Genomic DNA, 21573 nt, shown 5'->3' on the forward strand with positions numbered 1-21573 from the left:
TAAAAAGGACGGATAATGGCTCGTATCGGTATTTTTATCGGCACAGTTTACGGCAACTCGCTGGCTGTGGGTGAAGAAGCACAGGCTATTCTGGAGCAGGCCGGTCATGAAGTGGTGTTATTTGATGAACCGGAACTGTCGCAGTGGAAAGATTATCTCACGGATGTGGCGCTGGTGATCACCTCCACCACCGGGCAGGGCGATCTGCCGGATAATATCCGCGAACTGTTTGCCGGTCTGCGGGATGACATCGGTTATCAGCCGTCACTGCGCTACGGCATTATCGCGCTGGGCGACAGCAGTTATGATCATTTTGCCGGCGGCGGCCGTCAGTTCGATGAGTTATTGCAGGAGCAGCAGGCACAGCGCATCGGGGAGATGCTGGTGATTGACGGCACGGAGGTTGACGCACCGGAAGAGTTCGCTCAGCCGTGGCTGACGGCCTGGGCGGCGCTGGTCAGCTGATGACGGAAAATAACGCCGCAGCAGCCTGACAGCACTGCGGCATTGTTTCATCCGGTTACTTGCGGGTCAGTTTTTCCAGATCACTTTCAATTTCAGCGATCTTATTGGACACCACGTGCTCCAGATGGCGGAGATCGTCCAGGATCTTACGCTTCAGATCGATTTCCGGCATTGCGCTTTCGGTCTGCTGGCAAATGGTATCCAGCTCTTCGATGACATAACGCAGGTTACTGTTGATCTCGTTAATCTCTTTGAAACCCTGTGCATCCTGAATCGTTTTACGCTGACGCGGATACTTGAACTTCACGCTTTTGGCAAAAAATTCACCTTTATCCTTGCGGAAATAGATTTTCAGAATGTCATTGTTCGCTTCCTGACGAAGTGTGTAGCGATCAATATCTTCAGGATGCGTAATTCCCAGACTTTTTAAATTGTCATACATGTGCGCCACCTATTGATTGTTATTCTGTCCTGTTTCCGCCGGAAATGACGGAAGATAAGATGCACGGATAAAAAAATAGCGGAGTTATTATCCGCTATTTCTGAGATTAGTCTATGGTGCGTAACAATTCATTAATTCCGACCTTGCCGCGCGTTTTTTCATCCACTTTCTTGACGATCACCGCACAATAGAGGCTGTAACGGCCATCTTTTGACGGCAGATTGCCGGAGACAACAACGGAGCCTGCCGGGACGCGGCCGTAGTGAATTTCACCGGTTTCGCGATCATAGATTTTGGTGCTCTGACCGATATACACGCCCATGGAAATCACGGAGCCGGTTTCCACAATCACCCCTTCCACCACTTCGGAGCGCGCGCCGATAAAGCAGTTGTCCTCAATAATGGTCGGATTGGCCTGTAACGGCTCTAACACCCCGCCGATGCCGACACCGCCGGAGAGATGCACATTTTTCCCGATCTGCGCACAGGAGCCGACTGTCGCCCAGGTATCAACCATCGTACCCTCATCCACATAGGCACCGATATTGACATAAGACGGCATCAGCACGGTATTGCGGGCGATAAATGCACCCCGGCGGGCTGCCGCAGGCGGTACCACACGAAACCCTTCGCGCTCGAAACGTGCCTGGTCGTAATCCGCGAATTTCATCGGGACTTTATCAAAGTAACGGGACTCAGCCCCGTCCATCACCTGATTGTCACTGATACGGAAAGAGAGCAGCACCGCTTTTTTCAGCCACTGATGTGTCACCCAGGTGCCGCCGATTTTTTCAGCGACCCGCAGTTTTCCGCTGTCCAGTAACTCAATCACCTGATTAACTGCATCACGCAGTGCCGGTGTTGCGGTTGCCGGTGTAACGGCGGCGCGATCTTCAAAGGCGGATTCAATAATAGCCTGTAATTGCTGCATCGGTGTTTGTTTCCTTTTATCTGGTGCTTTGATGAATTTACTCTGTTTTATCCTTTGAATTGAGGGCTTTTGTCAACCGTTCAGTCAGTTCTTCCTGAATATTTTTATCCAGCGCTTTATTATCCTTATCCGTCAGAATAAAAATATCTTCGACTTTTTCGCCGGTTGTGGTGATGCGTGCACCGTGCAGCTGAAGCCCGAGTCCGGCAAAAATCTGACCGACCTGCGCCAGCAGACCGGGTTTATCCAAAGCATATAATTCCATGTAACTGCGCAGACCGCGTTTATTGTGGATAAATTTTACCCGTGTCGGCACATCAAAATGGCGCAGTTTGGCCGGTGCGGTCCGGGTACGGTGATTCGGCACATAATCCGTGGTGACCGCCCCGGCCAGCGATTTACGGATAGTATTATGGCGATCGGCAGCGAGCGGTTTGCCGTCCGGCTCCAGTACGACAAAGGAATCCATCGCCATATTATCGCGGTTGGTAAAAATCTGCGCATTCTGGACACTGAGATTGCGGCGATCCAGCTCGCTGACCACAGAGGCAAACAGGGACGGGCGGTCGTCACACCAGATAAAAATTTCACTGCCGCCGTGACTGCGCTGATTACTGATCAGGATCAGCGGGGATCCCATATCATTTTTCAGCAGTGCGCCGGCATGCCAGGCAAGCTGTTCCGGGGTATGACGCAGAAAATAGTCCGCATGACAGCGCGACCAGAACTGATTCAGTTTTTGCTCATCAGCCCCGTCCTGGCGCAGCAGGGCAAGCGCACGGTCACGGTGGTGGCGGATACGCTGGCGCAGATTGGGTTTATTGTGCACACCACGCAGTAACTGGTTTTCTGTGCTGATAAACAGTTCCCGCAGCAGACTGCGCCGCCAGCCGTTCCACAGCGAGGCATTGGTTGCCCATATATCGGCTACGGTCAGGCAGATAAGGTAACGGAGCCGCTCTGTACTCTGCACTTCAGCGGCAAACGTGCGGATAACCTCCGGGTCCTGAATATCGCGGCGCTGTGCGGTCACAGACATCAGCAGATGTTTTTCCACCAGCCAGCTGACCAGATCGGTATCTTTTTCATTCAGGCCGTGATATTCACAAAACTCCCGTGCATCTGCGGCACCAAGAACAGCGTGGTCGCCCTGTCTGCCCTTGGCAATATCGTGGAACAGTGCCGCCAGGCGCAGCAGTTCCGGCTGCGGAAGTTCCGGATAAACATCCACACACACCGGATGATTCACCCGCTCGGATTCCCGCCCGAATGTATCGATTTTTCCCAGCACCCGCAGCGTATGCTCATCCACGGTATAGGCATGGAACAGATCAAACTGCATCTGCCCGACGATATTGCCCCACAGCGGCATATACGCCCCCAGCACACCATGACGGTGCATCGGGACAAAAGCGGCACTCACTCCGCGCGGATGGCGGAGAATCGCAATAAACAGCTCCCGGGCTTCCGGGTACTCCATCAGCGGGCGGCTGAGGTGACGGCGGGCGAGGCGCAGCCGGCGCAATGTGCCGGAATGAATACCGGTGATGGTGTCATCGCAGGCCATCCGGTAAAACATCCGCATAATGGCGGCGGGATCCTCACTGAACAGCGAATCGCGGATAAGCCCGATGCGGTGGCCGTACAGCTGAAAATCCGTATCAAGGGGTTTGGGTGTGTCGTGGTGTCCGGCATGTAAAATCGCTTCGTCGAACAGTTGCAGCAGCATCTCATTGAGCTCGGATACCCGGCGGGTGACACGATAATACGCTTTCATCATCCGTTCGACCGGCTGATTGCGTTCACCGTCATAGCCGAGCTGTTCCGCCACACTGAGCTGACGGTCAAACAGCAGGCGGTTATCATAACGGCTCAGGGACAGATGCAGGGCAAAACGGATACGCCAGAGCATATCCAGACACTCATTCAGTTCTTCCCGTTCGGCATCGGTCAGGAAACCGGAACCGGCCATTTCATACAGGGAGGTCGCGCCGAAATGGCGGCGTGCCACCCAGAGCAGTGTGTGAATATCGCGCAACCCGCCCGGACTGCTTTTGATATCCGGCTCCAGATTATAACTGGTGCTGTGATAGCGGTCGTGGCGCTCTTTCTGTTCCGCCAGTTTGGCGGCAAAAAAGCGCGGTGACGGCCAGAAGCTGTCATCAAAGATCTGCCGCTGTAATTGCAGAAACAGGGGTAATGTGCCGCAGATAAGGCGGGATTCAATCAGATTGGTCGCGACGGTCAGATCACCCAGCCCTTCACGGATACAGTCATCCAGGGTGCGGACACTGTGTCCGACGGTCAGTTTCAGATCCCACAGCACGGCAATAAACTCACCGATTTTCGGCGTGAGTGCCTCCGGCAGCGGTGTTCTGCTCAGCAGCAGAATATCGATATCTGACAGCGGATGCAGTTCACGGCGCCCGTAACCGCCGACGGCGACGAGGGCAAAATCAGGAACATCATCAAAACTGAAAAACTGCCACAGGCGGATCAGCAACTGATCGATATAATCGCTGCGGGTCAGCAGCAGGGTATGAACCGGCTGACCTTCACGAAAGGCGCCGGCCTGCCAGCGGCGGTAATGCTCCAGGTGTTCCCGCAGCACCGGCAGCTGCAAATCATCATCGGTAAAGGATAACGGTGAGGCGGGTTTCAGGGCTGATGCGGTATTCCGGGCATTGTCCATACGGAGTCCTTGTGGCAGAGGCGTTCTGCTGCAAGGGTACTGCGTCAGCGGGGAAATAACCAGTTTTTTGCCGGGCCGGCGGGGTTATATCAGTACCGGGCCGGGGATCGGAACAAACTGTAAAATAATGCGTTTGTTTTCATCATCCACACGGTAGATCAGATTACTGCGGAAGTAATTATGAAGGACATCACTCAGATTAATATAAGTATCTTCAGCAATCCCGCAGCCGTTACTCTGTCCGTCCGTGCGGCACATGCCCTGATTGACGATATCTTTCAGATACGGGGAGGCGTGCAATATTTCCGGTGCGTTATCATCGGTACTGAAGCTGAACAGTGACCGGTCAGGCGGTGCGGTAAGACGGGTGATGCGGTAGCTTGCTCCAGCATTCAGGTATTGTCTGCTCCCGGTCGCCAGTGCGGCAGTATCAATATTCAGGGCAGAGATACTGATCCGTCCGCTGAAATAAGGATTTTCTGTCGGCAGCAGAATGTCTTTCGCGTTCGGAAATACCTGCTGAGACAAGGTAACCAGTGTGAAGTAGGAACTGAGACTGCCGGCCGGAACATACACGGACTGGTGATCAAACGCCGGTTTGGTAAAGGCCAGATCAAACAGATTCAGTTCATAAACATTCTGGTGGATCAGCACACCGACAGCATACCCGCGCGCGACAAATTCTTTCTGCCACCAGCCGGATGATTTGGTCAGGAAATAGAGCGGCAGCAGCATGATAAGCAGAATCAGTGCGGTAACAGCGATAATGATACCGGCAGATTTCCGGGGGGATGTTGTCATTCCGTTCGTTCCTCAGCGTCCCGGCGGGCGGGGAGGTATCATGCCCGGCCTGTGTGCCGGACATGAAACAGGGCTGTTACTGTGCAACGAGAATGCGGGAAAGTGCGCCTTCTTCATCCTTGCGCAGTGTCATAATCTCACAGCCGTCATCGGTGACAACCAGCGTGTGCTCATATTGTGCGGATAAACCGCGATCTTTGGTTTTGACGGTCCAGCCGTCTTTCATGGTGCGGATCCGGTAATCCCCGGTATTCAGCATCGGTTCGATGGTAAATGCCATGCCTTTTTTCAGCACCACACCGCCGTCGTCGCCGTCATAGTGCAGTACCTGAGGTTCTTCATGGAAACCTTCACCGATACCGTGGCCGCAGTAATCACGGACGACAGAGTAATCATGGCCTTCCGCAAATTTCTGGATGGCTGCACCGAGAGTCCGCAGACGGATACCCGGTTTTACCATACGCAGGGCCAGATAGAGGCTTTCCTGCGTCACGCGGCACAGACGTTCGCCCTGAATCGTCGGTTTCCCGGCGATAAACATTGCGGAGGTGTCACCGTGGAAACCGTCTTTGATAACGGTGACATCGATATTCACGATATCGCCGTTTTTTAAGATTTTATCTTCGCTCGGAATGCCGTGGCAGACCACATCATTGACGGAGATACAGACAGATTTCGGGAAGCCGTGGTAACCGAGACAGGCGGAAATCGCCTGTTGTTTTTCGGTAATATGCTCGTGGCAGATGCGGTCGAGTTCACCGGTACTGACACCCGGCACAACATGCGGGGCGATAATTTCGAGCACTTCGGCCGCAAGACGACCGGCGACACGCATCTTCGCGATGTCGTCTTCTGTTTTGATTGTGATTGCCATAATTATTGATATCCGAACCGGGAATACCCCGTTGCTTTACTTAGGAAACTGGTACTGAGTCGCGGTATGTTATCAGCCGGAGAAAAGGATGCCAATCATTGCGCGGAAACCCGGCGGACGGCAGGCCGCCGCCGGCATGAAAACTGAAGAAAATGTGGTATCGCTGCTGCTTTTATGGTATAAAGCGCGCCGGCATTCCGTGTATTTTGCCCGGTTGCCGGAAACTTAAATTAACTCAACTGTTATAACACACACGAATCGGCACATGCGCCGGGGTGCTCCGAAGCTTTACGCTGACAGGGAGTCGGAAGCATGGGATTCGTGGAGGCATAACCCCAACTTATTATTTACAGAGGTTTAAAATGGCTACTGTTTCCATGCGCGATATGCTCCAGGCGGGCGTTCACTTCGGTCACCAGACTCGTTACTGGAACCCGAAAATGAAACCATTCATCTTTGGTGCCCGTAACAAAGTGCATATCATCAACCTGGAAAAAACTGTTCCGATGTTCAACGACGCGTTAGCTGAACTGAACAAAATCGCTTCACGTAAAGGTAAAATCCTGCTCGTAGGTACTAAACGTGCTGCAAGCGAAGCGGTACAGGAAGCTGCAATCAGCTGTGACCAGTTCTTCGTGAACCACCGCTGGTTAGGCGGTATGCTGACTAACTGGAAAACAGTTCGTCAGTCAATCAAACGCCTGAAAGATTTGGAAGCACAGTCTCAGGACGGTACTTTTGACAAACTGACCAAGAAAGAAGCGCTGATGCGTACCCGTGAACTTGGTAAGTTAGAAAATAGCCTGGGTGGTATCAAAGACATGGGCGGTTTACCTGACGCTCTGTTTGTTATCGATGCTGAGCACGAACACATTGCAATCAAAGAAGCAAACAACCTGGGTATCCCTGTATTTGCTATCGTTGATACTAACTCTGATCCGGACGGTGTTGATTTCATCATCCCTGGTAACGACGATGCAATCCGTGCAATTAAGCTGTACCTGGGCGCAGTCGCGACTTCTGTCCGCGAAGGCCGTTCACAGGATCTGGCTGTTCAGGCTGAAGAATTAGCCGCTGAATAATCTGAGTCTGCTCTCTGAGCGCTCTTATTAACCAGGTATTGCTGCAAATGGTTAGGGAGCCGTCATGGCTCCCTATACGCATCTGATATATGAACAACTCCCCGCAGAAACAGTTTCTGCGAGCTCATCGAGGAAATAACATGTCTGGAATTACCGCTGCATTGGTAAAAGAACTGCGTGAACGTACCGGCGCAGGTATGATGGAATGTAAAAAAGCACTGGTTGAAGCAAACGGTGATATCGAATTAGCTATCGATAACATGCGTAAATCCGGCCAGGCAAAAGCAGCGAAAAAAGCAGGCCGTGTTGCTGCTGAAGGCGTTATCTTATCTGCGATCAGCGCAGATGCTAAATTCGGTGCACTGATCGAAGTTAACTGTGAAACAGACTTCGTTGCAAAAGATACCGGTTTCCTGGCATTCGCACAGGATATCCTGAACTTCGTTATGGCTGAGAAAACTGCGGATGCAGAAGCTATCGTTGCCAAATTCGAAGAACAGCGTGTTACTCTGGTTGCTAAAATCGGTGAAAACATCAGCTTCCGTCGTGCTGCTATCTTAGAAGGCGACATGGTTGGTTCTTACATGCACGGCGCACGTATCGGTGTTCTGGTTGCTGCTACCGGTGCAAACGAAGAACTGATCAAACACATTGCTATGCACGTTGCTGCAAGCAAACCTGAATATACCAAACCTGAAGATGTTCCTGCTGATGTTGTTGCCCACGAGAAACAAATCCAGCTGGATATCGCAATGCAGTCTGGTAAACCTCAGGAAATCGCAGAGAAAATGGTTACCGGCCGTATGAACAAATTCACCGGCGAAATCTCTCTGACCGGTCAGCCGTTCGTTATGGACCCAAGCAAATCTGTCGGCGACCTGCTGAAAGAAAACAAAGCAGACGTGACTGCATTCATCCGTTTCGAAGTGGGTGAAGGTATCGAGAAAGCTGAAGCTGACTTCGCTGCAGAAGTCGCGGCAATGAGCAAATAATCATTGCATATCAGAGCCGCCGGAAGGCGGTTCTGTTTTATCTGTTGTACCCCTGTTTATCATCCGGGCTTTCGTCCGGGTATCTCTGGCAATAAATTCATCTGTTTAGGACAGAACACCATGGCTACCAATGCAAAACCTGTTTATCAACGTATTCTGCTGAAGCTCAGTGGCGAAGCTTTACAAGGGAATGAAGGTTTCGGAATTGATGCGACTGTACTTGACCGTATGGCGCAGGAAATTAAGGAACTGGTTGAACTGCAGATTCAGGTCGGTGTCGTTATTGGCGGGGGCAATCTGTTTCGCGGCGCAGGGCTGGCCGAAGCCGGTATGAACCGTGTTGTCGGTGACCATATGGGTATGCTGGCAACCGTGATGAACGGCCTGGCAATGCGTGATGCACTTCACCGCGCCTATGTAAATGCACGGCTGATGTCTGCAATTCCGCTCAACGGTGTTTGTGATAACTACAGCTGGGCTGAAGGGATCAGTCTGTTACGTCACGGCCGTGTGGTTATTTTCTCTGCCGGAACAGGCAACCCATTCTTTACCACGGATTCTGCGGCCTGTCTGCGCGGGATCGAAATTGAAGCGGATGTGGTTCTGAAAGCCACAAAAGTGGATGGCGTTTACTCAGCCGATCCGGCAAAAGATCCGGATGCAGTGCTGTATGAAAAACTCAACTATCAGGATGTGCTGGAACGCGAACTGAAAGTGATGGATCTGGCGGCCTTTACCCTGGCCCGTGACCATAACCTGCCAATCCGTGTTTTCAACATGAATAAGCCCGGCGCATTACGCCGCGTCGTGATGGGCGAGAACGAAGGTACCTTGATTTCGCGTGACTAAACGCCGGGACACCGGCGGAATTTGACGGTATCATTTAAAAATCGATTCGCCAAAATTATATGCGGGCCGCGCGACAGGCACGGTCTGAAAAATTACCCGTTTCCAAGGACTCATAACGTGATTAATGAAATCCAGAAAGACGCGCAGGAACGCATGGAAAAATGCGTCGAGTCGCTGAAATCCCAAATCAGTAAAGTGCGCACAGGCCGTGCTTCTCCGAGCCTGCTGGACGGTATCGTTGTTGAATATTACGGTACACCGACTCCGCTGCGCCAGTTAGCTAACGTGGTTGTGGAAGATTCACGCACCCTGGCTATCACCGTATTTGACCGTTCAATGTCACCGGCTATCGAAAAAGCGATTATGGCCTCTGACCTTGGTTTAAATCCGTCATCTGCCGGTACAGTTATCCGTGTTCCGCTTCCTGCGCTGACCGAAGAGCGTCGTAAAGACCTGATCAAAGTGGTCCGTGGTGATGCAGAGCAGGGCCGTATTGCGGTACGTAACGTCCGCCGTGATGCGAACGATAAAGTCAAAGCACTGCTGAAAGACAAAGAAATCAGTGAAGATGATGACCATCGTTCCCAGGACGACGTTCAGAAAATGACTGACCTGTTTATCAAAAAAATCGACGATGCACTGGCAGCAAAAGAAAAAGAGCTGATGGAATTCTGATCCGGATGCTGTGCTGAACAGAACATACAGAAATAGTGCCTGACGGCACTATTTTTTTACTTATCAGTCGCGGAAATGACTTCTCACTCTCCGTTCACCAAAGTGCTATACTTTTGCGATTCGAAATAACGATAAAGTAATATTGAGTATTTATCATGAAAGGTTTGGCAATTCTCGGTTCCACGGGATCTATCGGTAAAAATACACTTTCCGTCATTCGTCAGCATCCGGATTTATTCCGTGCAGTGGTTCTGGCTGCCGGAAAAAATGTTCAGACGATGTTTGAACAGTGTCTGGAATTTAAACCCCGCTATGCGGTGTTATCCGATGAAGTGGCCGCCGGTGAATTGCGGATTCAGCTGAAACTCCACGGCAGTGCGACAGAAGTGCTCAGCGGCAGTGCCGCTATTTGCGAACTGGTTCAGCTGGATGATGTGGACCAGGTTATGGCGGCAATTACCGGTGTGGCCGGTCTGCTGCCGACTCTTGCGGCGATCCGCGCGGACAAACGTATTCTGCTGGCAAACAAAGAAGCCCTGATCACCAGCGGACGTCTGTTTTTTGCTGCCATGAGTACAAGCCGCGCCGAACTGTTTCCTATCGACAGCGAACATAACGCAATTTTTCAGTCCCTGCCGTCTGCCGTGCAGTTGTCGCTGGGACACGCCGACCTGAATGCCGCAGGCATTGATTCCGTTATCCTGACCGGCTCCGGCGGTCCGTTCCGTGAAACACCCTTATCTGAACTGGTGAATATGACACCGGATCAGGCCTGTGCACACCCGAACTGGTCAATGGGACGCAAAATTTCCGTGGATTCCGCCACGATGATGAATAAGGGCCTTGAATATATTGAGGCACGTTATTTCTTTAATGCATCAGCAAAACAAATGGAAGTTATTGTGCACCCGCAGTCGGTGATTCATTCGATGGTCCGCTATACTGACGGCAGCATTATTGCACAGCTGGGGACGCCGGATATGCGCACACCGATAAGCTATTCAATGAGTTATCCCGGACGTATCACTGCCGGGGCTGAACGCCTTGATTTTACCCGTATGGGCGGCCTGACCTTTGAAGAGCCGGATTATAACCGTTACCCGTGCCTGAAACTGGCGATTGAAGCCTGTGATGACGGGCAGGCGGCCACAACCGCGATGAACGCGGCCAATGAAGAAACTGTACAGGCATTTCTGCAAAATAAAATCCGTTTCACAGATATCGCGCAAATAAACCGGATGGTAGTGGAAAATCACCGGTTTACGGAACCTCAGTCGATTGACGATGTCCTTATTATTGATAAACAAACGCGGGAACTGACCCGTAAATCAATCGGAAAAATCGCGAAGTAATTAATTTATATTAACGGGTTGCGTTTGTCGGTGAATAGCGCAAGTGATATAGTTCAGCGTTACGATTTCTGTAAATCAGATTTTTAATGACCGGTTAACGACACTATGACGTTATCACTGACAAACAGAGACAACACCGTGAACCTGCACGGTGTTTTTGTGTCTGACGCCATGTATTAACCGATACCTCAAAGGATTAACTTGCGTGACAGTATCCAGTGAAAATGCCTCAGAAAAGCCGGGACCTCAGCATGTCGCCATTATTATGGACGGCAACGGCCGCTGGGCAAAAAAACGCGGAAAATTGCGGGTTTCCGGCCATCGCGCAGGGATCAAATCGGTCCGCAGTTCGGTCAGTTTTGCCATCAAAAACCAGATAAAATCTCTGACACTTTATGCCTTCAGCAGTGAGAACTGGAACCGTCCTGAACAGGAAGTTCACTCACTGATGGAGTTGTTTGTCTTTGCGCTGGATAACGAAGTCAAAAGTCTGCACAAACATAATGTCAGATTATCCGTTATCGGTGATGTGAGCCGGTTCAGCCCGCGTCTGCAGGAGCGTATCCGCCGTGGTCAGGTGCTGACTGCCAATAACACCGGTTTACAGCTGAATATCGCCGCCAACTATGGCGGGCGCTGGGATATCACCCACAGTGTTAAACAGGTGATTGCACAAGTACAGCGCGGTGAATTATCTGCTGAAGATGTCAGCGAACAGGATATCAGCCGTCATATCTCTCTTCATGATCAGCCGCCGATTGATCTCGTGATCCGGACCGGCGGCGAGCATCGCATCAGCAATTTCCTGCTCTGGCAGGTTGCGTATGCCGAATTTTATTTTACAGAAGTGCTGTGGCCTGACTTTGATGAAAACGCTTTCAGTAATGCAATAACATCGTTTACACAGCGTGAGCGCCGTTTCGGCGGAACCACACCTGATGATCAGTCTGAGCAGGCTCCGGGAGGAAATGTTGCTTAAGTACCGTCTTATTACTGCCATTATTTTAATTCCGCTGGTACTGCTGGCGATGTTTATGCTCGCGCCGGCACATTTCGGCTGGGTGGTGATCGCCGTATGCGGGCTGGCCGGCTGGGAATGGGCGCAATTTGCGGGTCTGAAAGGTGCCGGACAGCGTATTATCACCGGTGTGGTGTTTGCAGCCGGTCTGGCTGCGTGGCAACTGACACTGGATATGACTAACCTGATGGCTGATGCTGCGGTACAGGGCAGTCTGTGGGCGTCACTGGTCTGGTGGGTCTGCGCGGTGCTGCTGGTGATCAGCTTTCCGAAATCAGCCGCGTTGTGGAAAGATTCCGTGATTATCCGCCTTATCTTCGGTGTGGTGACCATTGTTCCGTTTTACAGCGGTATGATGGTGCTGCGCACTCAGGGCTATGCGGGCGGTGATGTTTATCAGGGCGCCTGGTGGCTGCTGTATGTCATGCTGCTGGTCTGGGCGGCGGACTCCGGTGCGTATGCTTTCGGTCGTCTGCTGGGCAAACACAAAATGGCACCGCGCGTCTCACCGGGCAAAACCCTGGAAGGTCTGGCAGGCGGTCTGATCACGGCCGGGCTGGTTTCCTGGTTATTCAGTCACTATTCGCCGTTACAGACACTGCCGGAAAATCTGATTATTGTGTCAGTGATTGTGGTGCTGATTTCTGTATTCGGTGATCTGACCGAAAGTATGTTTAAACGTCAGTCCGGCGTGAAGGACAGCAGCCAGCTGATCCCGGGGCATGGCGGCGTAATGGATCGCATTGACAGCCTGACCGCGGCAGTACCGGTATTTGCCGGTCTGATCCTGTTAGTATTCTCCGGCTTTTAAGCACACCGGGAGCAGACAGAAAACGCATGATGACTTTTATCTGGAACTCAGCCGCTTTTATTATTGCGCTGGGAATTTTGGTTACCGTACATGAGTTCGGGCACTTTTGGGTGGCCCGGCGCTGCGGTATTTTTGTCGAACGGTTTTCCGTCGGTTTCGGCAAAGCGCTCTGGCGCCGCACAGACAGGCACGGAACAGAATTTGTCATCGCGGTAATTCCGCTCGGCGGTTATGTCAAAATGCTGGATGAGCGCGTGGAGCCGGTTGCACCGGAGCGTCGTCATCAGGCGTTTAATAACAAAACGGTCGGCCAGCGGGCGGCGGTGGTCAGTGCAGGGCCGATTGCTAACTTCCTGTTAGCCATCGTGGCGTACTGGATTGTCTTTATGATCGGGGTTCCGGCCGTTCGCCCGGTGGTGGCGGATATCCGCGCGGGATCGGTCGCAGAACAGGCAAATATTTTGCCCGGGATGGAACTAAATGCCGTTGACGGTATCGAAACGCCTGACTGGAGCAGTGTGCGTCTGGCGATGATCAGTAAAATCGGCGACGATTTCACGGTTCTGAATGTGATTCCGGAACCGGGCTCAGCGCCTGCGGAAAAACGTCTGGACCTTACCCGCTGGAAATTTGATCCGGAAAAACAGGACGCTGTTCTGTCTCTGGGTATCATGCCGGTATCTGCACAGGTCAGTAATGAGATTAATGTCCTGACGCCGGGAGGGCCTGCCGAAAAAGCCGGTTTACAACCGGGGGACAGGATCGTTAAAGTAGGCGGGGAACCGCTGACCGTCTGGCAGCCGTTTACGCTTTTTGTACGTAATAGTCCCGGAAAAACACTCGATTTACTGATAGAGCGGGGCGGAGAACATATTCATGTTCCTCTCACGACAGAGATAAAAAACAGCGGCGGCAGTAAACAAATTGGTTTTGCCGGTGTCGAATTAAAGGTGATTCCGCTCGACCCGCAATATATTACTGAGCATCAGTACGGGCCGGTGGAAGCGGTTGCCGAGGCAACCGGGAAAACCTGGCAGTTAATGAATCTGACCGTGAAGATGATCGGTAAGCTGGTGACCGGTGATGTAAAACTGAATAATCTCAGCGGTCCGGTATCGATTGCGAAAGGTGCCGGTATTTCCGCCGATTCCGGCTTAGTGTATTATCTGATGTTTCTGGCGCTTATCAGCGTCAATTTAGGGATCATTAATCTGTTCCCGCTGCCAGTTTTAGATGGTGGACACCTGTTATTCCTGCTTATCGAGAAGATAAAAGGCGGGCCGGTGTCCGAGCGTGTACAAGACTTCAGTTATCGTATTGGTGTAATGGCACTGGTACTGTTGATGGGGCTTGCACTTTTCAATGATTTCTCCCGCTTCTGATTAAAGAAGACCGGGACCGGTAAGGAAAACGCATAACAACGATGGCGATGAAAAAGTTGCTCATAGCGTCGCTGCTGCTTGGCAGCTTCACTGCATACGGTTCAGACGGATTCGTGGTTCAGGACATTCAGTTTGAAGGTCTTCAGCGCGTCGCCGTTGGTGCTGCATTACTGAACATGCCTGTCCGTGTCGGTGACACGGCAAGCGATGAGGATATCGGACGTACCATTCGCGCACTGTTCGCGACCGGTAACTTTGAGGATGTCCGCGTCCTGCGTGATGGTAATGTACTGCTGGTTCAGGTGAAGGAACGTCCGACCATTGCAAATATCACCTTCTCGGGTAATAAATCCGTGAAGGACGACATGCTCAAACAGAACCTGGAAGCATCCCGTATCCGCGTCGGGGAAGCCCTTGACCGGACGATGCTGTCAAACATTGAAAAGGGACTGGAAGACTTCTATCACAGCGTCGGTAAATACAACGCAACAGTAAAAGCTGTTGTCACACCACTGCCGCGCAACCGTATTGACGTGAAATTCGTCTTTGCGGAAGGGGTTTCCGCAACTATTCAGCAGATCAATATCGTTGGTAACACACAGTTTACCACCGCTGAACTGGTTAACCGTTTCCAGCTGCGCGATGATGTGCCGTGGTGGAACCTGGCGGCTGACCAGAAATACCAGAAACAGAAACTGGCCGGTGATCTCGAAACCCTGCGCAGTTTCTATCTGGATCGCGGTTACGCGAAATTCAATATCGATTCGACTCAGGTCAGCCTGACGCCGGATAAAAAAGGTATCTATATCACCATCAACGTGACCGAAGGCGATCAGTATCAGATTGCCGGTGTTCAGGTTGCGGGTGAAACCGCAGGTCACTCCGCTGAAATTACTGAGCTGACTGCGATTGAGCCGGGTTCACTCTATAACGGTGCGCAGGTCACCAAAATGGAGAATGATGTCAAAAATATGCTCGGCCGCTATGGTTACGCATATCCGCGCGTCATGACCCAGCCGGAAATTAATGAAGCCGACAAAACCGTGGTTCTGCATGTGAATGTGGATGCCGGTAACCGTTTCTATGTCCGCCAGATCCGTTTCGCCGGTAACGACGTGAGTAAAGACTCCGTTCTGCGCCGTGAAATGCGTCAGATGGAAGGGGCATGGTTAGGTAACGATCTGGTCGAGGCCGGTAAAGAACGTCTGAACCGTACCGGTTACTTTGAAACCGTTGAGGTGGAAACCCAGCGTGTGCCGGGTGTGCCGGATCAGGTCGACGTTGTCTATAAAGTCAAAGAGCGTAACACCGGTTCCCTGAACTTTGGTGTGGGCTTCGGTACTGAAAGCGGCGTCAGCTTCCAGGTGGGGGTCACCCAGGATAACTGGTTAGGTACCGGTTATCAGGTTGGTGCTAACGCCAGTAAAAACGACTACTCCACTTACGCGGAACTGTCACTGACTGACCCGTTCTTCACCGTAGATGGTGTGAGTCTCGGTGGTCGTATCTTCTATAACGACTTCCGTGCTGATGATGCGGACTTGTCCGGTTACACCAACAAAACCTATGGTGTGGATGGTACGCTCGGCTTCCCGATCAACGAAAATAACTCTTTCCGCTTAGGTCTGGGTTATGTGCATAACACGCTGTCACGTATGGAACCGCAGGTTAATATGTGGCGTTATCTGCACTCAATGGGTGAAGAGCCGAACTATAAAGATCGTGCAGAATTCCGTGCCGATGACTTCACGTTTACAACCGCCTGGGTTTATAACAACCTTGACCGCGGTTACTTCCCGACCTCCGGTGTGAAATCCACCGTGAGTGCGAAAGTCACGATTCCGGGCTCTGATAACGAATACTATAAACTGATCGCAGATACCACCGGTTATTACCCGATTGATGAAAACGGCAGCTGGGTTGTGATGGGTCGCGGTCGTTTAGGCTTCGGTGATGGTCTCGGCGGCAAAGAACTGCCGTTCTATGAGAACTTCTATGCAGGTGGTTCCGGTACTGTCCGCGGCTTCCGTTCCAATACTATCGGTCCGAAAGCGGTCTATTATGACGGAGCATCCGATAAGTTACGCAATGACAGCCCGTCCCGTGATGCTATCGGGGGTAACGCAATGGCGGTGGCCAGTATGGAACTGATCACACCGACACCGTTTATCGACGAAAAATACACGAATTCTGTCCGCACATCACTCTTTATGGATGCCGGTACAGTGTGGGATACCAACTGGGACAATACTGAGCTCATGCAGAAGTATGGTATTCCTGATTACAGTAAAGCAGGGAACATCCGTGTCTCCGCCGGTGTCGCGTTCCAGTGGATTTCTCCGCTCGGACCATTGGTCTTCTCTTATGCGAAGCCAATCAAAGACTACCAGGGTGACCGGACAGAACAGTTCCAGTTTAATATCGGTAAGACCTGGTAATTGCGGTACAGGGTTACCATACGTAATAACCAGTACGCTCAGTGTGCAAAGGGAATCTTTACCATTGGGTTTAATATCCAACCAGTAAATGGTGTTTAAGGGGTTTTATTGTGAAAAAGTTATTAACTGCTGCCAGCGTAGGTATGGTATTAGCGATGTCTGCCGGTGCTGCTCAGGCTGCTGACAAGATCGCGGTTGTCAATATCGGTGAAGTTGTCCAGAAAATGCCGGGCCGTGAAGCGGCAGCAAAACAACTGGAAAACGAATTCAAAAGCCGTGGTACTGAACTGCAGAGCTTAGAAAAAGATCTGCAGACCCGTGCTCAGAAACTCCAGAAAGACGGCGCGTCCATGAAAGACAGCGAGCGTCAGAAACTGGCCGGTGAATTCGATACCAAACGTGCTGACTTCGCGAAAAAAGCCCAGTCATTTGATCAGGACTTCCAGCGTCGTCAGATGGAAGAGCGTAACAAAGTCATGAAGCGCGTTGAAGATGCAGTGAAATCTGTTGCTTCAAAAGGCGGATATGATGTTGTGATCGATGCTAACGCGGTTGCATATTCTGTTTCCGGCATTGATATCACTGCTGATGTTCTGAAACAGGTTAAATAATTAATGTCTTCCATTCGATTAGCTGATCTCGCTCAGCAGTTGAATGCAACGTTACACGGTGATGGCGATCTCGTCATCACCGGTATCGCGCCTATGCATTCAGCAAACAGCGGGCAAATTACCTTTCTGTCTGATGCCCGTTACCGGGAAAAACTGGCCGGTTGTCAGGCGGGTGCTGTGGTATTGCGTGAAGACGATTTACCGTTTTGTCAGGTTGCGGCCCTTGTGGTCAAAGATCCGTACCTGGCGTATGCGCACATGGCGCAGATTATGGATACCACACCGGCTCCGGCTGACAGTATCCATCCGTCTGCGGTGATTGATCCGTCAGCCTCACTCGGGGTGAATGTATCAGTCGGTGCGAATGCTGTGATTGAATCCGGCGTTGTTCTGGGTGACGATGTCATTATCGGCGCAGGTTCGTTTGTCGGCAAGAATACCAAAATCGGTGCCAAAACCCGTATCTGGGCAAATGTCACTGTATACCACGGGATTGTGATGGGTGAAGGCTGCCTGGTTCACTCCAACACCGTTATCGGTGCGGACGGATTCGGATATGCCAACGATCGCGGTCAGTGGGTAAAAATCCCTCAGCTGGGTTCCGTCATTATCGGCGACCGGGTTGAAATCGGCTCCTGTACCACTATCGACCGTGGTGCATTAGAAAACACGGTGATCGGTAACGGTGTTATCATTGATAACCAGTGCCAGATTGCCCATAACGTCATAATCGGCGACAACACCGCAGTAGCCGGTGGCGTGATTATGGCCGGGAGCCTGAAAATCGGCCGCAACTGTATGATTGGCGGAGCAAGCGTCATTAATGGTCATATGGAAATCTGCGATCGCGTCGTTGTGACAGGCATGGGCATGGTAATGCGGCCTATCACCGAACCGGGTGTATACTCCTCCGGTATTCCGTTACAGCCAAACAAAACATGGCGTAAAACTGCCGCGCTGGTGATGAATATCAGCGAAATGAATAAACGCCTCAAGGCGGTCGAGCGGCAGCTGGATAACGACGATAAATAACAACGCATTTTGCGGTATTTTTGCGGCCTGCTAACCGCGTGACGGGTATAGCAGGCCGTGTTATTAATAAGACATATGACAAAGAGACAGGAAGAGTATTCTGATGAGTGACAACCATACTCTCAAAATTGATGAAATTTTAGAGCTTCTTCCGCACCGGTATCCGTTTTTGTTAGTGGATCGCGTGCTGGATTTTGAAGAAGGTAAATTTTTACGTGCCGTGAAAAACGTATCGTTTAACGAGCCGTTTTTCCAGGGGCACTTCCCGGGCAAACCGATTTTTCCGGGTGTTCTGATTCTGGAAGCGATGGCTCAGGCCACCGGCATTCTGGCGTTCAAAAGCCTGGGTAAATTAGAACCGGGTGAACTGTATTATTTTGCCGCCATCGATGACTGTCGCTTTAAACGCCCGGTACTGCCGGGAGACCAGATGATCCTCGAAGTGACTTTCCATAAGGAACGCCGCGGCGTTGCCCGTTTCACGGGTGTTGCGAAAGTTGACGGAGAAGTTGCCTGCGAAGCTACCATGATGTGTGCACGCCGCCGTGAGGGGTAATAAATGATCGATAAAACCGCCCGGATTCACCCGTCTTCCATTATCGAAGACGGTGCCGTTATTGGTGCCAATGTCACCATCGGTCCTTTCTGCTGTATTGGTGCGGATGTTGAGATCGGTGAGGGGACTGAAATTAAGTCCCATGTTGTGATTAATGGTCATACCAAAATTGGTCGTGATAACCAGATTTTCCAGTTTGCCTCGATTGGTGAGATAAACCAGGATCTGAAATACAATGGTGAACCGACCCGCGTCGAAATCGGTGATCGTAACCGTATCCGCGAAAGTGTGACTATTCATCGCGGCACCGCGCAGGACACCGGCGTTACCCGTATCGGTAACGACAACCTGCTGATGATCAATGCGCATGTTGCTCACGACTGTGTGATCGGCAACCATTGTATCATTGCCAACAACGGAACCCTGGCGGGTCATGTCACTCTGGATGACTATGTTATCCTGGGTGGTTTATCGGCTGTTCATCAGTTCTGCCGTATCGGTGCCCACGTAATGGTCGGCGGCTGTTCCGGTGTGGCACAGGATATCCCGCCGTTCTTAATCGCGCAGGGTAACCATGTGACCGCTTTCGGACTCAATGCTATCGGCCTTAAACGCCGTGGTTTTGATAAAGATGATATCAGTGCGTTACAGAATGCGTATAAGGTTCTGTACCGCAGTAATCTGACGCTGGCAGAAGCCAAAGTACAGTTAGCTGAACTGGCGAAAGAAAACGTCCACGTAAAAGCGTTCGCTGACTTCCTGGATACCGCTGAACGCGGGATCATCCGTCCGTAATTGCGGGGGCTGCCATGTCGGTATCACCTCGTCCGCTCACGATAGGTATTGTCGCCGGAGAAACCTCCGGTGACATTCTCGGTGCAGGGTTAATGCGTGCACTGAAAGAAAAATATCCGGATGTTCGTTTCATAGGGGTTGCCGGTCCGCTGATGCAGGCGGAAGGCTGTGAAACCTGGTATGAAATGGAAGAACTGGCGGTGATGGGTATCGTGGAGGTGCTTGGCCGCCTGCCGCGCCTGCTCTCTATCCGCCGTGATCTCACCCGGCGTTTCCGTGAACTCAAACCGGATGTCTTTGTCGGCATTGATGCGCCGGATTTTAATATCACCCTGGAAGGGCGGTTAAAATCTTCCGGGATCAAAACGATCCACTATGTCAGCCCGTCTGTCTGGGCGTGGCGGCAAAACCGGGTCTTTAAGATTGCCAAAGCGACCAATCTGGTGCTGGCTTTCCTGCCGTTCGAAAAAGCGTTTTACGACAAATACAATGTGCCGTGCCGTTTTATCGGGCATACCATGGCAGATGCACTGCCGTTACAGCCGGATAAAGCCGCAGCCCGTGATGCTCTGGGGCTGGATCAGTCCGCGCCGTGTCTGGCAATGCTGCCGGGCAGCCGCCATGCGGAAGTCTCGATGCTCAGCGGTGATTTCCTGAAAACCGCGCAACTGCTGCGGCAATCACTGCCGGATTTACAGATTGTGGTGCCGCTGGTGAATGCGAAACGCCGTGCCGAATTTGAAGCTATCAAACAGGACATTGCACCGGAACTGGATGTGCATCTGCTTGACGGCCGTGCCCGTGACGCGATGATTGCCTCAGATGCCGCACTGCTGGCATCAGGTACGGCGGCACTGGAGTGCATGCTGGCGAAATGCCCGATGGTGGTGGGCTACCGTATGAAGCCATTTACGTTCTGGCTGGCAAAACGGCTGGTCAAAACTCCGTATGTGTCGCTGCCTAACCTGCTGGCCGGACGCGAAATTGTACCGGAACTTTTACAGGATGAGTGCCGCAGCGATCTGCTGGCAGATGCACTGCTGCCGCTGTTGCAGGGCGGAGAGGCAGTGGATAAACTCAGAGAAACCTTCCTGGAATTACATCAGAAAATCCGTCTTGATGCGGATAATCAGGCCGCTCAAGCCGTATCAGATATAGCGAGTAATTAATGGATTTTGTTTATCCTGACGCGGCACTGATTGCCGGTGTCGATGAAGTCGGCCGCGGGCCGCTGGTCGGCGCGGTGGTGACCGCCGCCGTTATTCTTGATCCGCAAAACCCGGTTGAAGGTCTGGCGGACTCCAAAAAACTCACCGAAAAGAAACGTGAGCGGCTGTTTGCTGAAATTCAGGAAAAAGCACTGTACTGGAGTATCGGCCGTGCGGAAGCTGCTGAAATTGATCAGATCAATATCCTGCAGGCCACATTCCTGGCCATGCAGCGGGCGGTGGCCGGATTACCGGTGCGTCCGGGATTTGTGCTGGTGGATGGTAATAAAGCGCCGGATTTCGGCGTTCCTGCTCAGGCGGTGATCAAAGGTGACGGACTGGTGCCGGAAATCAGCGCGGCATCGATACTGGCAAAAGTCACGCGGGATCGCGAAATGGCGGAGCTGGATAAACTATTTCCGCAGTACGGATTTGCAAAACACAAAGGTTACCCGACGGCGCTGCATCTTGAGATGCTGGCGCAGTATGGCGTGACAGAGCATCACCGAACCAGTTTCGGCCCGGTCCGCCGTGCGCTGGCCGGTATCAGTCAGTGAGGATGGCGTA

At 51.8% G+C, this 21573-nt stretch carries 22 protein-coding genes; 17 read left to right on the forward strand and 5 right to left on the reverse strand.

What is annotated here, in order from left to right:
• Window positions 1-15: 15 nt before the first annotated feature.
• The gene (locus tag R5268_RS12645; protein ID WP_046892779.1) at window positions 16-465 is read left to right on the forward strand and encodes a flavodoxin; all 450 of its coding nucleotides are present in this window, start codon (window positions 16-18) and stop codon (window positions 463-465) included.
• A 55-nt stretch (window positions 466-520) separates the two neighbouring features.
• Here the strand turns inward: R5268_RS12645 and R5268_RS12650 are convergent, their stop codons facing one another.
• From R5268_RS12650 to map, 5 genes are all read right to left on the reverse strand, one after another.
• Window positions 521-907 (reverse strand): DUF3461 family protein, encoded by a 387-nt coding sequence (locus tag R5268_RS12650; RefSeq protein WP_004237217.1) that lies wholly within the window; start codon window positions 905-907, stop codon window positions 521-523.
• 106 nt (window positions 908-1013) lie between these two features.
• A complete protein-coding gene (dapD, locus tag R5268_RS12655) occupies window positions 1014-1838 on the reverse strand; it encodes a 2,3,4,5-tetrahydropyridine-2,6-dicarboxylate N-succinyltransferase (RefSeq protein WP_004242209.1) in 825 nt (274 codons plus the stop codon).
• Window positions 1839-1875: 37 nt separating this feature from the next.
• Complete coding sequence (gene glnD / locus R5268_RS12660; protein ID WP_317419411.1) at window positions 1876-4530, reverse strand: bifunctional uridylyltransferase/uridylyl-removing protein GlnD; 2655 nt, start codon at window positions 4528-4530, stop codon at window positions 1876-1878.
• A gap of 84 nt (window positions 4531-4614) precedes the next feature.
• Entirely contained in the window at window positions 4615-5331 is a 717-nt protein-coding gene (locus R5268_RS12665; protein ID WP_317419410.1) for a hypothetical protein, read from the reverse strand.
• 76 nt (window positions 5332-5407) lie between these two features.
• The gene (gene map / locus R5268_RS12670) at window positions 5408-6205 is read right to left on the reverse strand and encodes a type I methionyl aminopeptidase (RefSeq protein WP_054425207.1); all 798 of its coding nucleotides are present in this window, start codon (window positions 6203-6205) and stop codon (window positions 5408-5410) included.
• A gap of 88 nt (window positions 6206-6293) precedes the next feature.
• On the opposite strand from map, the gene R5268_RS12675 reads away from it, so the two are divergent.
• The 16 genes from R5268_RS12675 (at window position 6294) to rnhB (ending at window position 21563) form a co-directional block, all read left to right on the forward strand.
• Complete coding sequence (locus tag R5268_RS12675; protein WP_166707002.1) at window positions 6294-6434, forward strand: hypothetical protein; 141 nt, start codon at window positions 6294-6296, stop codon at window positions 6432-6434.
• A gap of 133 nt (window positions 6435-6567) precedes the next feature.
• Window positions 6568-7287 carry a 30S ribosomal protein S2 gene (gene rpsB / locus R5268_RS12680; RefSeq protein ID WP_107680638.1) on the forward strand — a complete coding sequence of 240 codons (720 nt, stop codon included), beginning with the start codon at window positions 6568-6570 and terminating at the stop codon, window positions 7285-7287.
• Window positions 7288-7427: 140 nt separating this feature from the next.
• Window positions 7428-8279: a translation elongation factor Ts gene (tsf, locus tag R5268_RS12685; RefSeq protein ID WP_046892783.1), complete on the forward strand. Its 852-nt coding sequence runs from the start codon at window positions 7428-7430 to the stop codon at window positions 8277-8279.
• Window positions 8280-8399: 120 nt separating this feature from the next.
• Window positions 8400-9128, forward strand: a complete 729-nt coding sequence (gene pyrH / locus R5268_RS12690) for a UMP kinase (protein ID WP_107680637.1) — start codon at window positions 8400-8402, stop codon at window positions 9126-9128.
• A 117-nt stretch (window positions 9129-9245) separates the two neighbouring features.
• The gene (gene frr / locus R5268_RS12695) at window positions 9246-9803 is read left to right on the forward strand and encodes a ribosome recycling factor (RefSeq protein WP_107680636.1); all 558 of its coding nucleotides are present in this window, start codon (window positions 9246-9248) and stop codon (window positions 9801-9803) included.
• A gap of 155 nt (window positions 9804-9958) precedes the next feature.
• Entirely contained in the window at window positions 9959-11155 is a 1197-nt protein-coding gene (gene ispC / locus R5268_RS12700; protein ID WP_317419409.1) for a 1-deoxy-D-xylulose-5-phosphate reductoisomerase, read from the forward strand.
• Between the two features lie 265 nt (window positions 11156-11420).
• The gene (gene uppS, locus R5268_RS12705) at window positions 11421-12134 is read left to right on the forward strand and encodes a polyprenyl diphosphate synthase (RefSeq protein ID WP_230061373.1); all 714 of its coding nucleotides are present in this window, start codon (window positions 11421-11423) and stop codon (window positions 12132-12134) included.
• Complete coding sequence (cdsA, locus tag R5268_RS12710; protein ID WP_230061372.1) at window positions 12127-12984, forward strand: phosphatidate cytidylyltransferase; 858 nt, start codon at window positions 12127-12129, stop codon at window positions 12982-12984. The genes uppS and cdsA overlap by 8 nt, the downstream gene beginning before the upstream one ends.
• Window positions 12985-13010: 26 nt before the next feature.
• Window positions 13011-14366: a sigma E protease regulator RseP gene (gene rseP / locus R5268_RS12715; protein ID WP_080947971.1), complete on the forward strand. Its 1356-nt coding sequence runs from the start codon at window positions 13011-13013 to the stop codon at window positions 14364-14366.
• A 41-nt stretch (window positions 14367-14407) separates the two neighbouring features.
• Window positions 14408-16804 carry an outer membrane protein assembly factor BamA gene (bamA, locus tag R5268_RS12720; protein WP_107680632.1) on the forward strand — a complete coding sequence of 799 codons (2397 nt, stop codon included), beginning with the start codon at window positions 14408-14410 and terminating at the stop codon, window positions 16802-16804.
• 110 nt (window positions 16805-16914) lie between these two features.
• Window positions 16915-17415: an OmpH family outer membrane protein gene (locus tag R5268_RS12725; RefSeq protein WP_107680631.1), complete on the forward strand. Its 501-nt coding sequence runs from the start codon at window positions 16915-16917 to the stop codon at window positions 17413-17415.
• 3 nt (window positions 17416-17418) lie between these two features.
• Window positions 17419-18447, forward strand: coding sequence for a UDP-3-O-(3-hydroxymyristoyl)glucosamine N-acyltransferase (gene lpxD / locus R5268_RS12730; protein ID WP_182106538.1), 1029 nt, complete (start codon window positions 17419-17421; stop codon window positions 18445-18447).
• Between the two features lie 103 nt (window positions 18448-18550).
• Window positions 18551-19003, forward strand: coding sequence for a 3-hydroxyacyl-ACP dehydratase FabZ (gene fabZ / locus R5268_RS12735; protein ID WP_004237234.1), 453 nt, complete (start codon window positions 18551-18553; stop codon window positions 19001-19003).
• A gap of 3 nt (window positions 19004-19006) precedes the next feature.
• On the forward strand, window positions 19007-19798 hold the full coding sequence (gene lpxA, locus R5268_RS12740) for an acyl-ACP--UDP-N-acetylglucosamine O-acyltransferase (RefSeq protein WP_046892790.1): 792 nt from the start codon (window positions 19007-19009) through the stop codon (window positions 19796-19798).
• A gap of 14 nt (window positions 19799-19812) precedes the next feature.
• The gene (gene lpxB, locus R5268_RS12745; protein WP_317419407.1) at window positions 19813-20967 is read left to right on the forward strand and encodes a lipid-A-disaccharide synthase; all 1155 of its coding nucleotides are present in this window, start codon (window positions 19813-19815) and stop codon (window positions 20965-20967) included.
• The gene (gene rnhB / locus R5268_RS12750; RefSeq protein WP_054425612.1) at window positions 20967-21563 is read left to right on the forward strand and encodes a ribonuclease HII; all 597 of its coding nucleotides are present in this window, start codon (window positions 20967-20969) and stop codon (window positions 21561-21563) included. The genes lpxB and rnhB overlap by 1 nt, the downstream gene beginning before the upstream one ends.
• The last annotated feature ends 10 nt before the right edge of the window (window positions 21564-21573 follow it).

The sequence above is a fragment of the Morganella sp. BCCO 40_0007 genome (genome assembly GCF_032989665.1).
Classification (GTDB): domain Bacteria; phylum Pseudomonadota; class Gammaproteobacteria; order Enterobacterales; family Enterobacteriaceae; genus Morganella; species Morganella sibonii.

What these genes read in the sequence shown, in the direction of transcription:
- R5268_RS12645 (WP_046892779.1), top strand. Translation starts at nt 16, where the DNA reads ATGGCTCGTATCGGTATTTTTATCGGCACAGTTTACGGCAACTCGCTG.
- R5268_RS12650 (WP_004237217.1), bottom strand. Translation starts at nt 907, where the DNA reads ATGTATGACAATTTAAAAAGTCTGGGAATTACGCATCCTGAAGATATT.
- dapD (WP_004242209.1), bottom strand. Translation starts at nt 1,838, where the DNA reads ATGCAGCAATTACAGGCTATTATTGAATCCGCCTTTGAAGATCGCGCC.
- glnD (WP_317419411.1), bottom strand. Translation starts at nt 4,530, where the DNA reads ATGGACAATGCCCGGAATACCGCATCAGCCCTGAAACCCGCCTCACCG.
- R5268_RS12665 (WP_317419410.1), bottom strand. Translation starts at nt 5,331, where the DNA reads ATGACAACATCCCCCCGGAAATCTGCCGGTATCATTATCGCTGTTACC.
- map (WP_054425207.1), bottom strand. Translation starts at nt 6,205, where the DNA reads ATGGCAATCACAATCAAAACAGAAGACGACATCGCGAAGATGCGTGTC.
- R5268_RS12675 (WP_166707002.1), top strand. Translation starts at nt 6,294, where the DNA reads ATGCCAATCATTGCGCGGAAACCCGGCGGACGGCAGGCCGCCGCCGGC.
- rpsB (WP_107680638.1), top strand. Translation starts at nt 6,568, where the DNA reads ATGGCTACTGTTTCCATGCGCGATATGCTCCAGGCGGGCGTTCACTTC.
- tsf (WP_046892783.1), top strand. Translation starts at nt 7,428, where the DNA reads ATGTCTGGAATTACCGCTGCATTGGTAAAAGAACTGCGTGAACGTACC.
- pyrH (WP_107680637.1), top strand. Translation starts at nt 8,400, where the DNA reads ATGGCTACCAATGCAAAACCTGTTTATCAACGTATTCTGCTGAAGCTC.
- ispC (WP_317419409.1), top strand. Translation starts at nt 9,959, where the DNA reads ATGAAAGGTTTGGCAATTCTCGGTTCCACGGGATCTATCGGTAAAAAT.
- uppS (WP_230061373.1), top strand. Translation starts at nt 11,421, where the DNA reads ATGGACGGCAACGGCCGCTGGGCAAAAAAACGCGGAAAATTGCGGGTT.
- rseP (WP_080947971.1), top strand. Translation starts at nt 13,011, where the DNA reads ATGATGACTTTTATCTGGAACTCAGCCGCTTTTATTATTGCGCTGGGA.
- bamA (WP_107680632.1), top strand. Translation starts at nt 14,408, where the DNA reads ATGGCGATGAAAAAGTTGCTCATAGCGTCGCTGCTGCTTGGCAGCTTC.
- lpxD (WP_182106538.1), top strand. Translation starts at nt 17,419, where the DNA reads ATGTCTTCCATTCGATTAGCTGATCTCGCTCAGCAGTTGAATGCAACG.
- fabZ (WP_004237234.1), top strand. Translation starts at nt 18,551, where the DNA reads ATGAGTGACAACCATACTCTCAAAATTGATGAAATTTTAGAGCTTCTT.
- lpxA (WP_046892790.1), top strand. Translation starts at nt 19,007, where the DNA reads ATGATCGATAAAACCGCCCGGATTCACCCGTCTTCCATTATCGAAGAC.
- lpxB (WP_317419407.1), top strand. Translation starts at nt 19,813, where the DNA reads ATGTCGGTATCACCTCGTCCGCTCACGATAGGTATTGTCGCCGGAGAA.
- rnhB (WP_054425612.1), top strand. Translation starts at nt 20,967, where the DNA reads ATGGATTTTGTTTATCCTGACGCGGCACTGATTGCCGGTGTCGATGAA.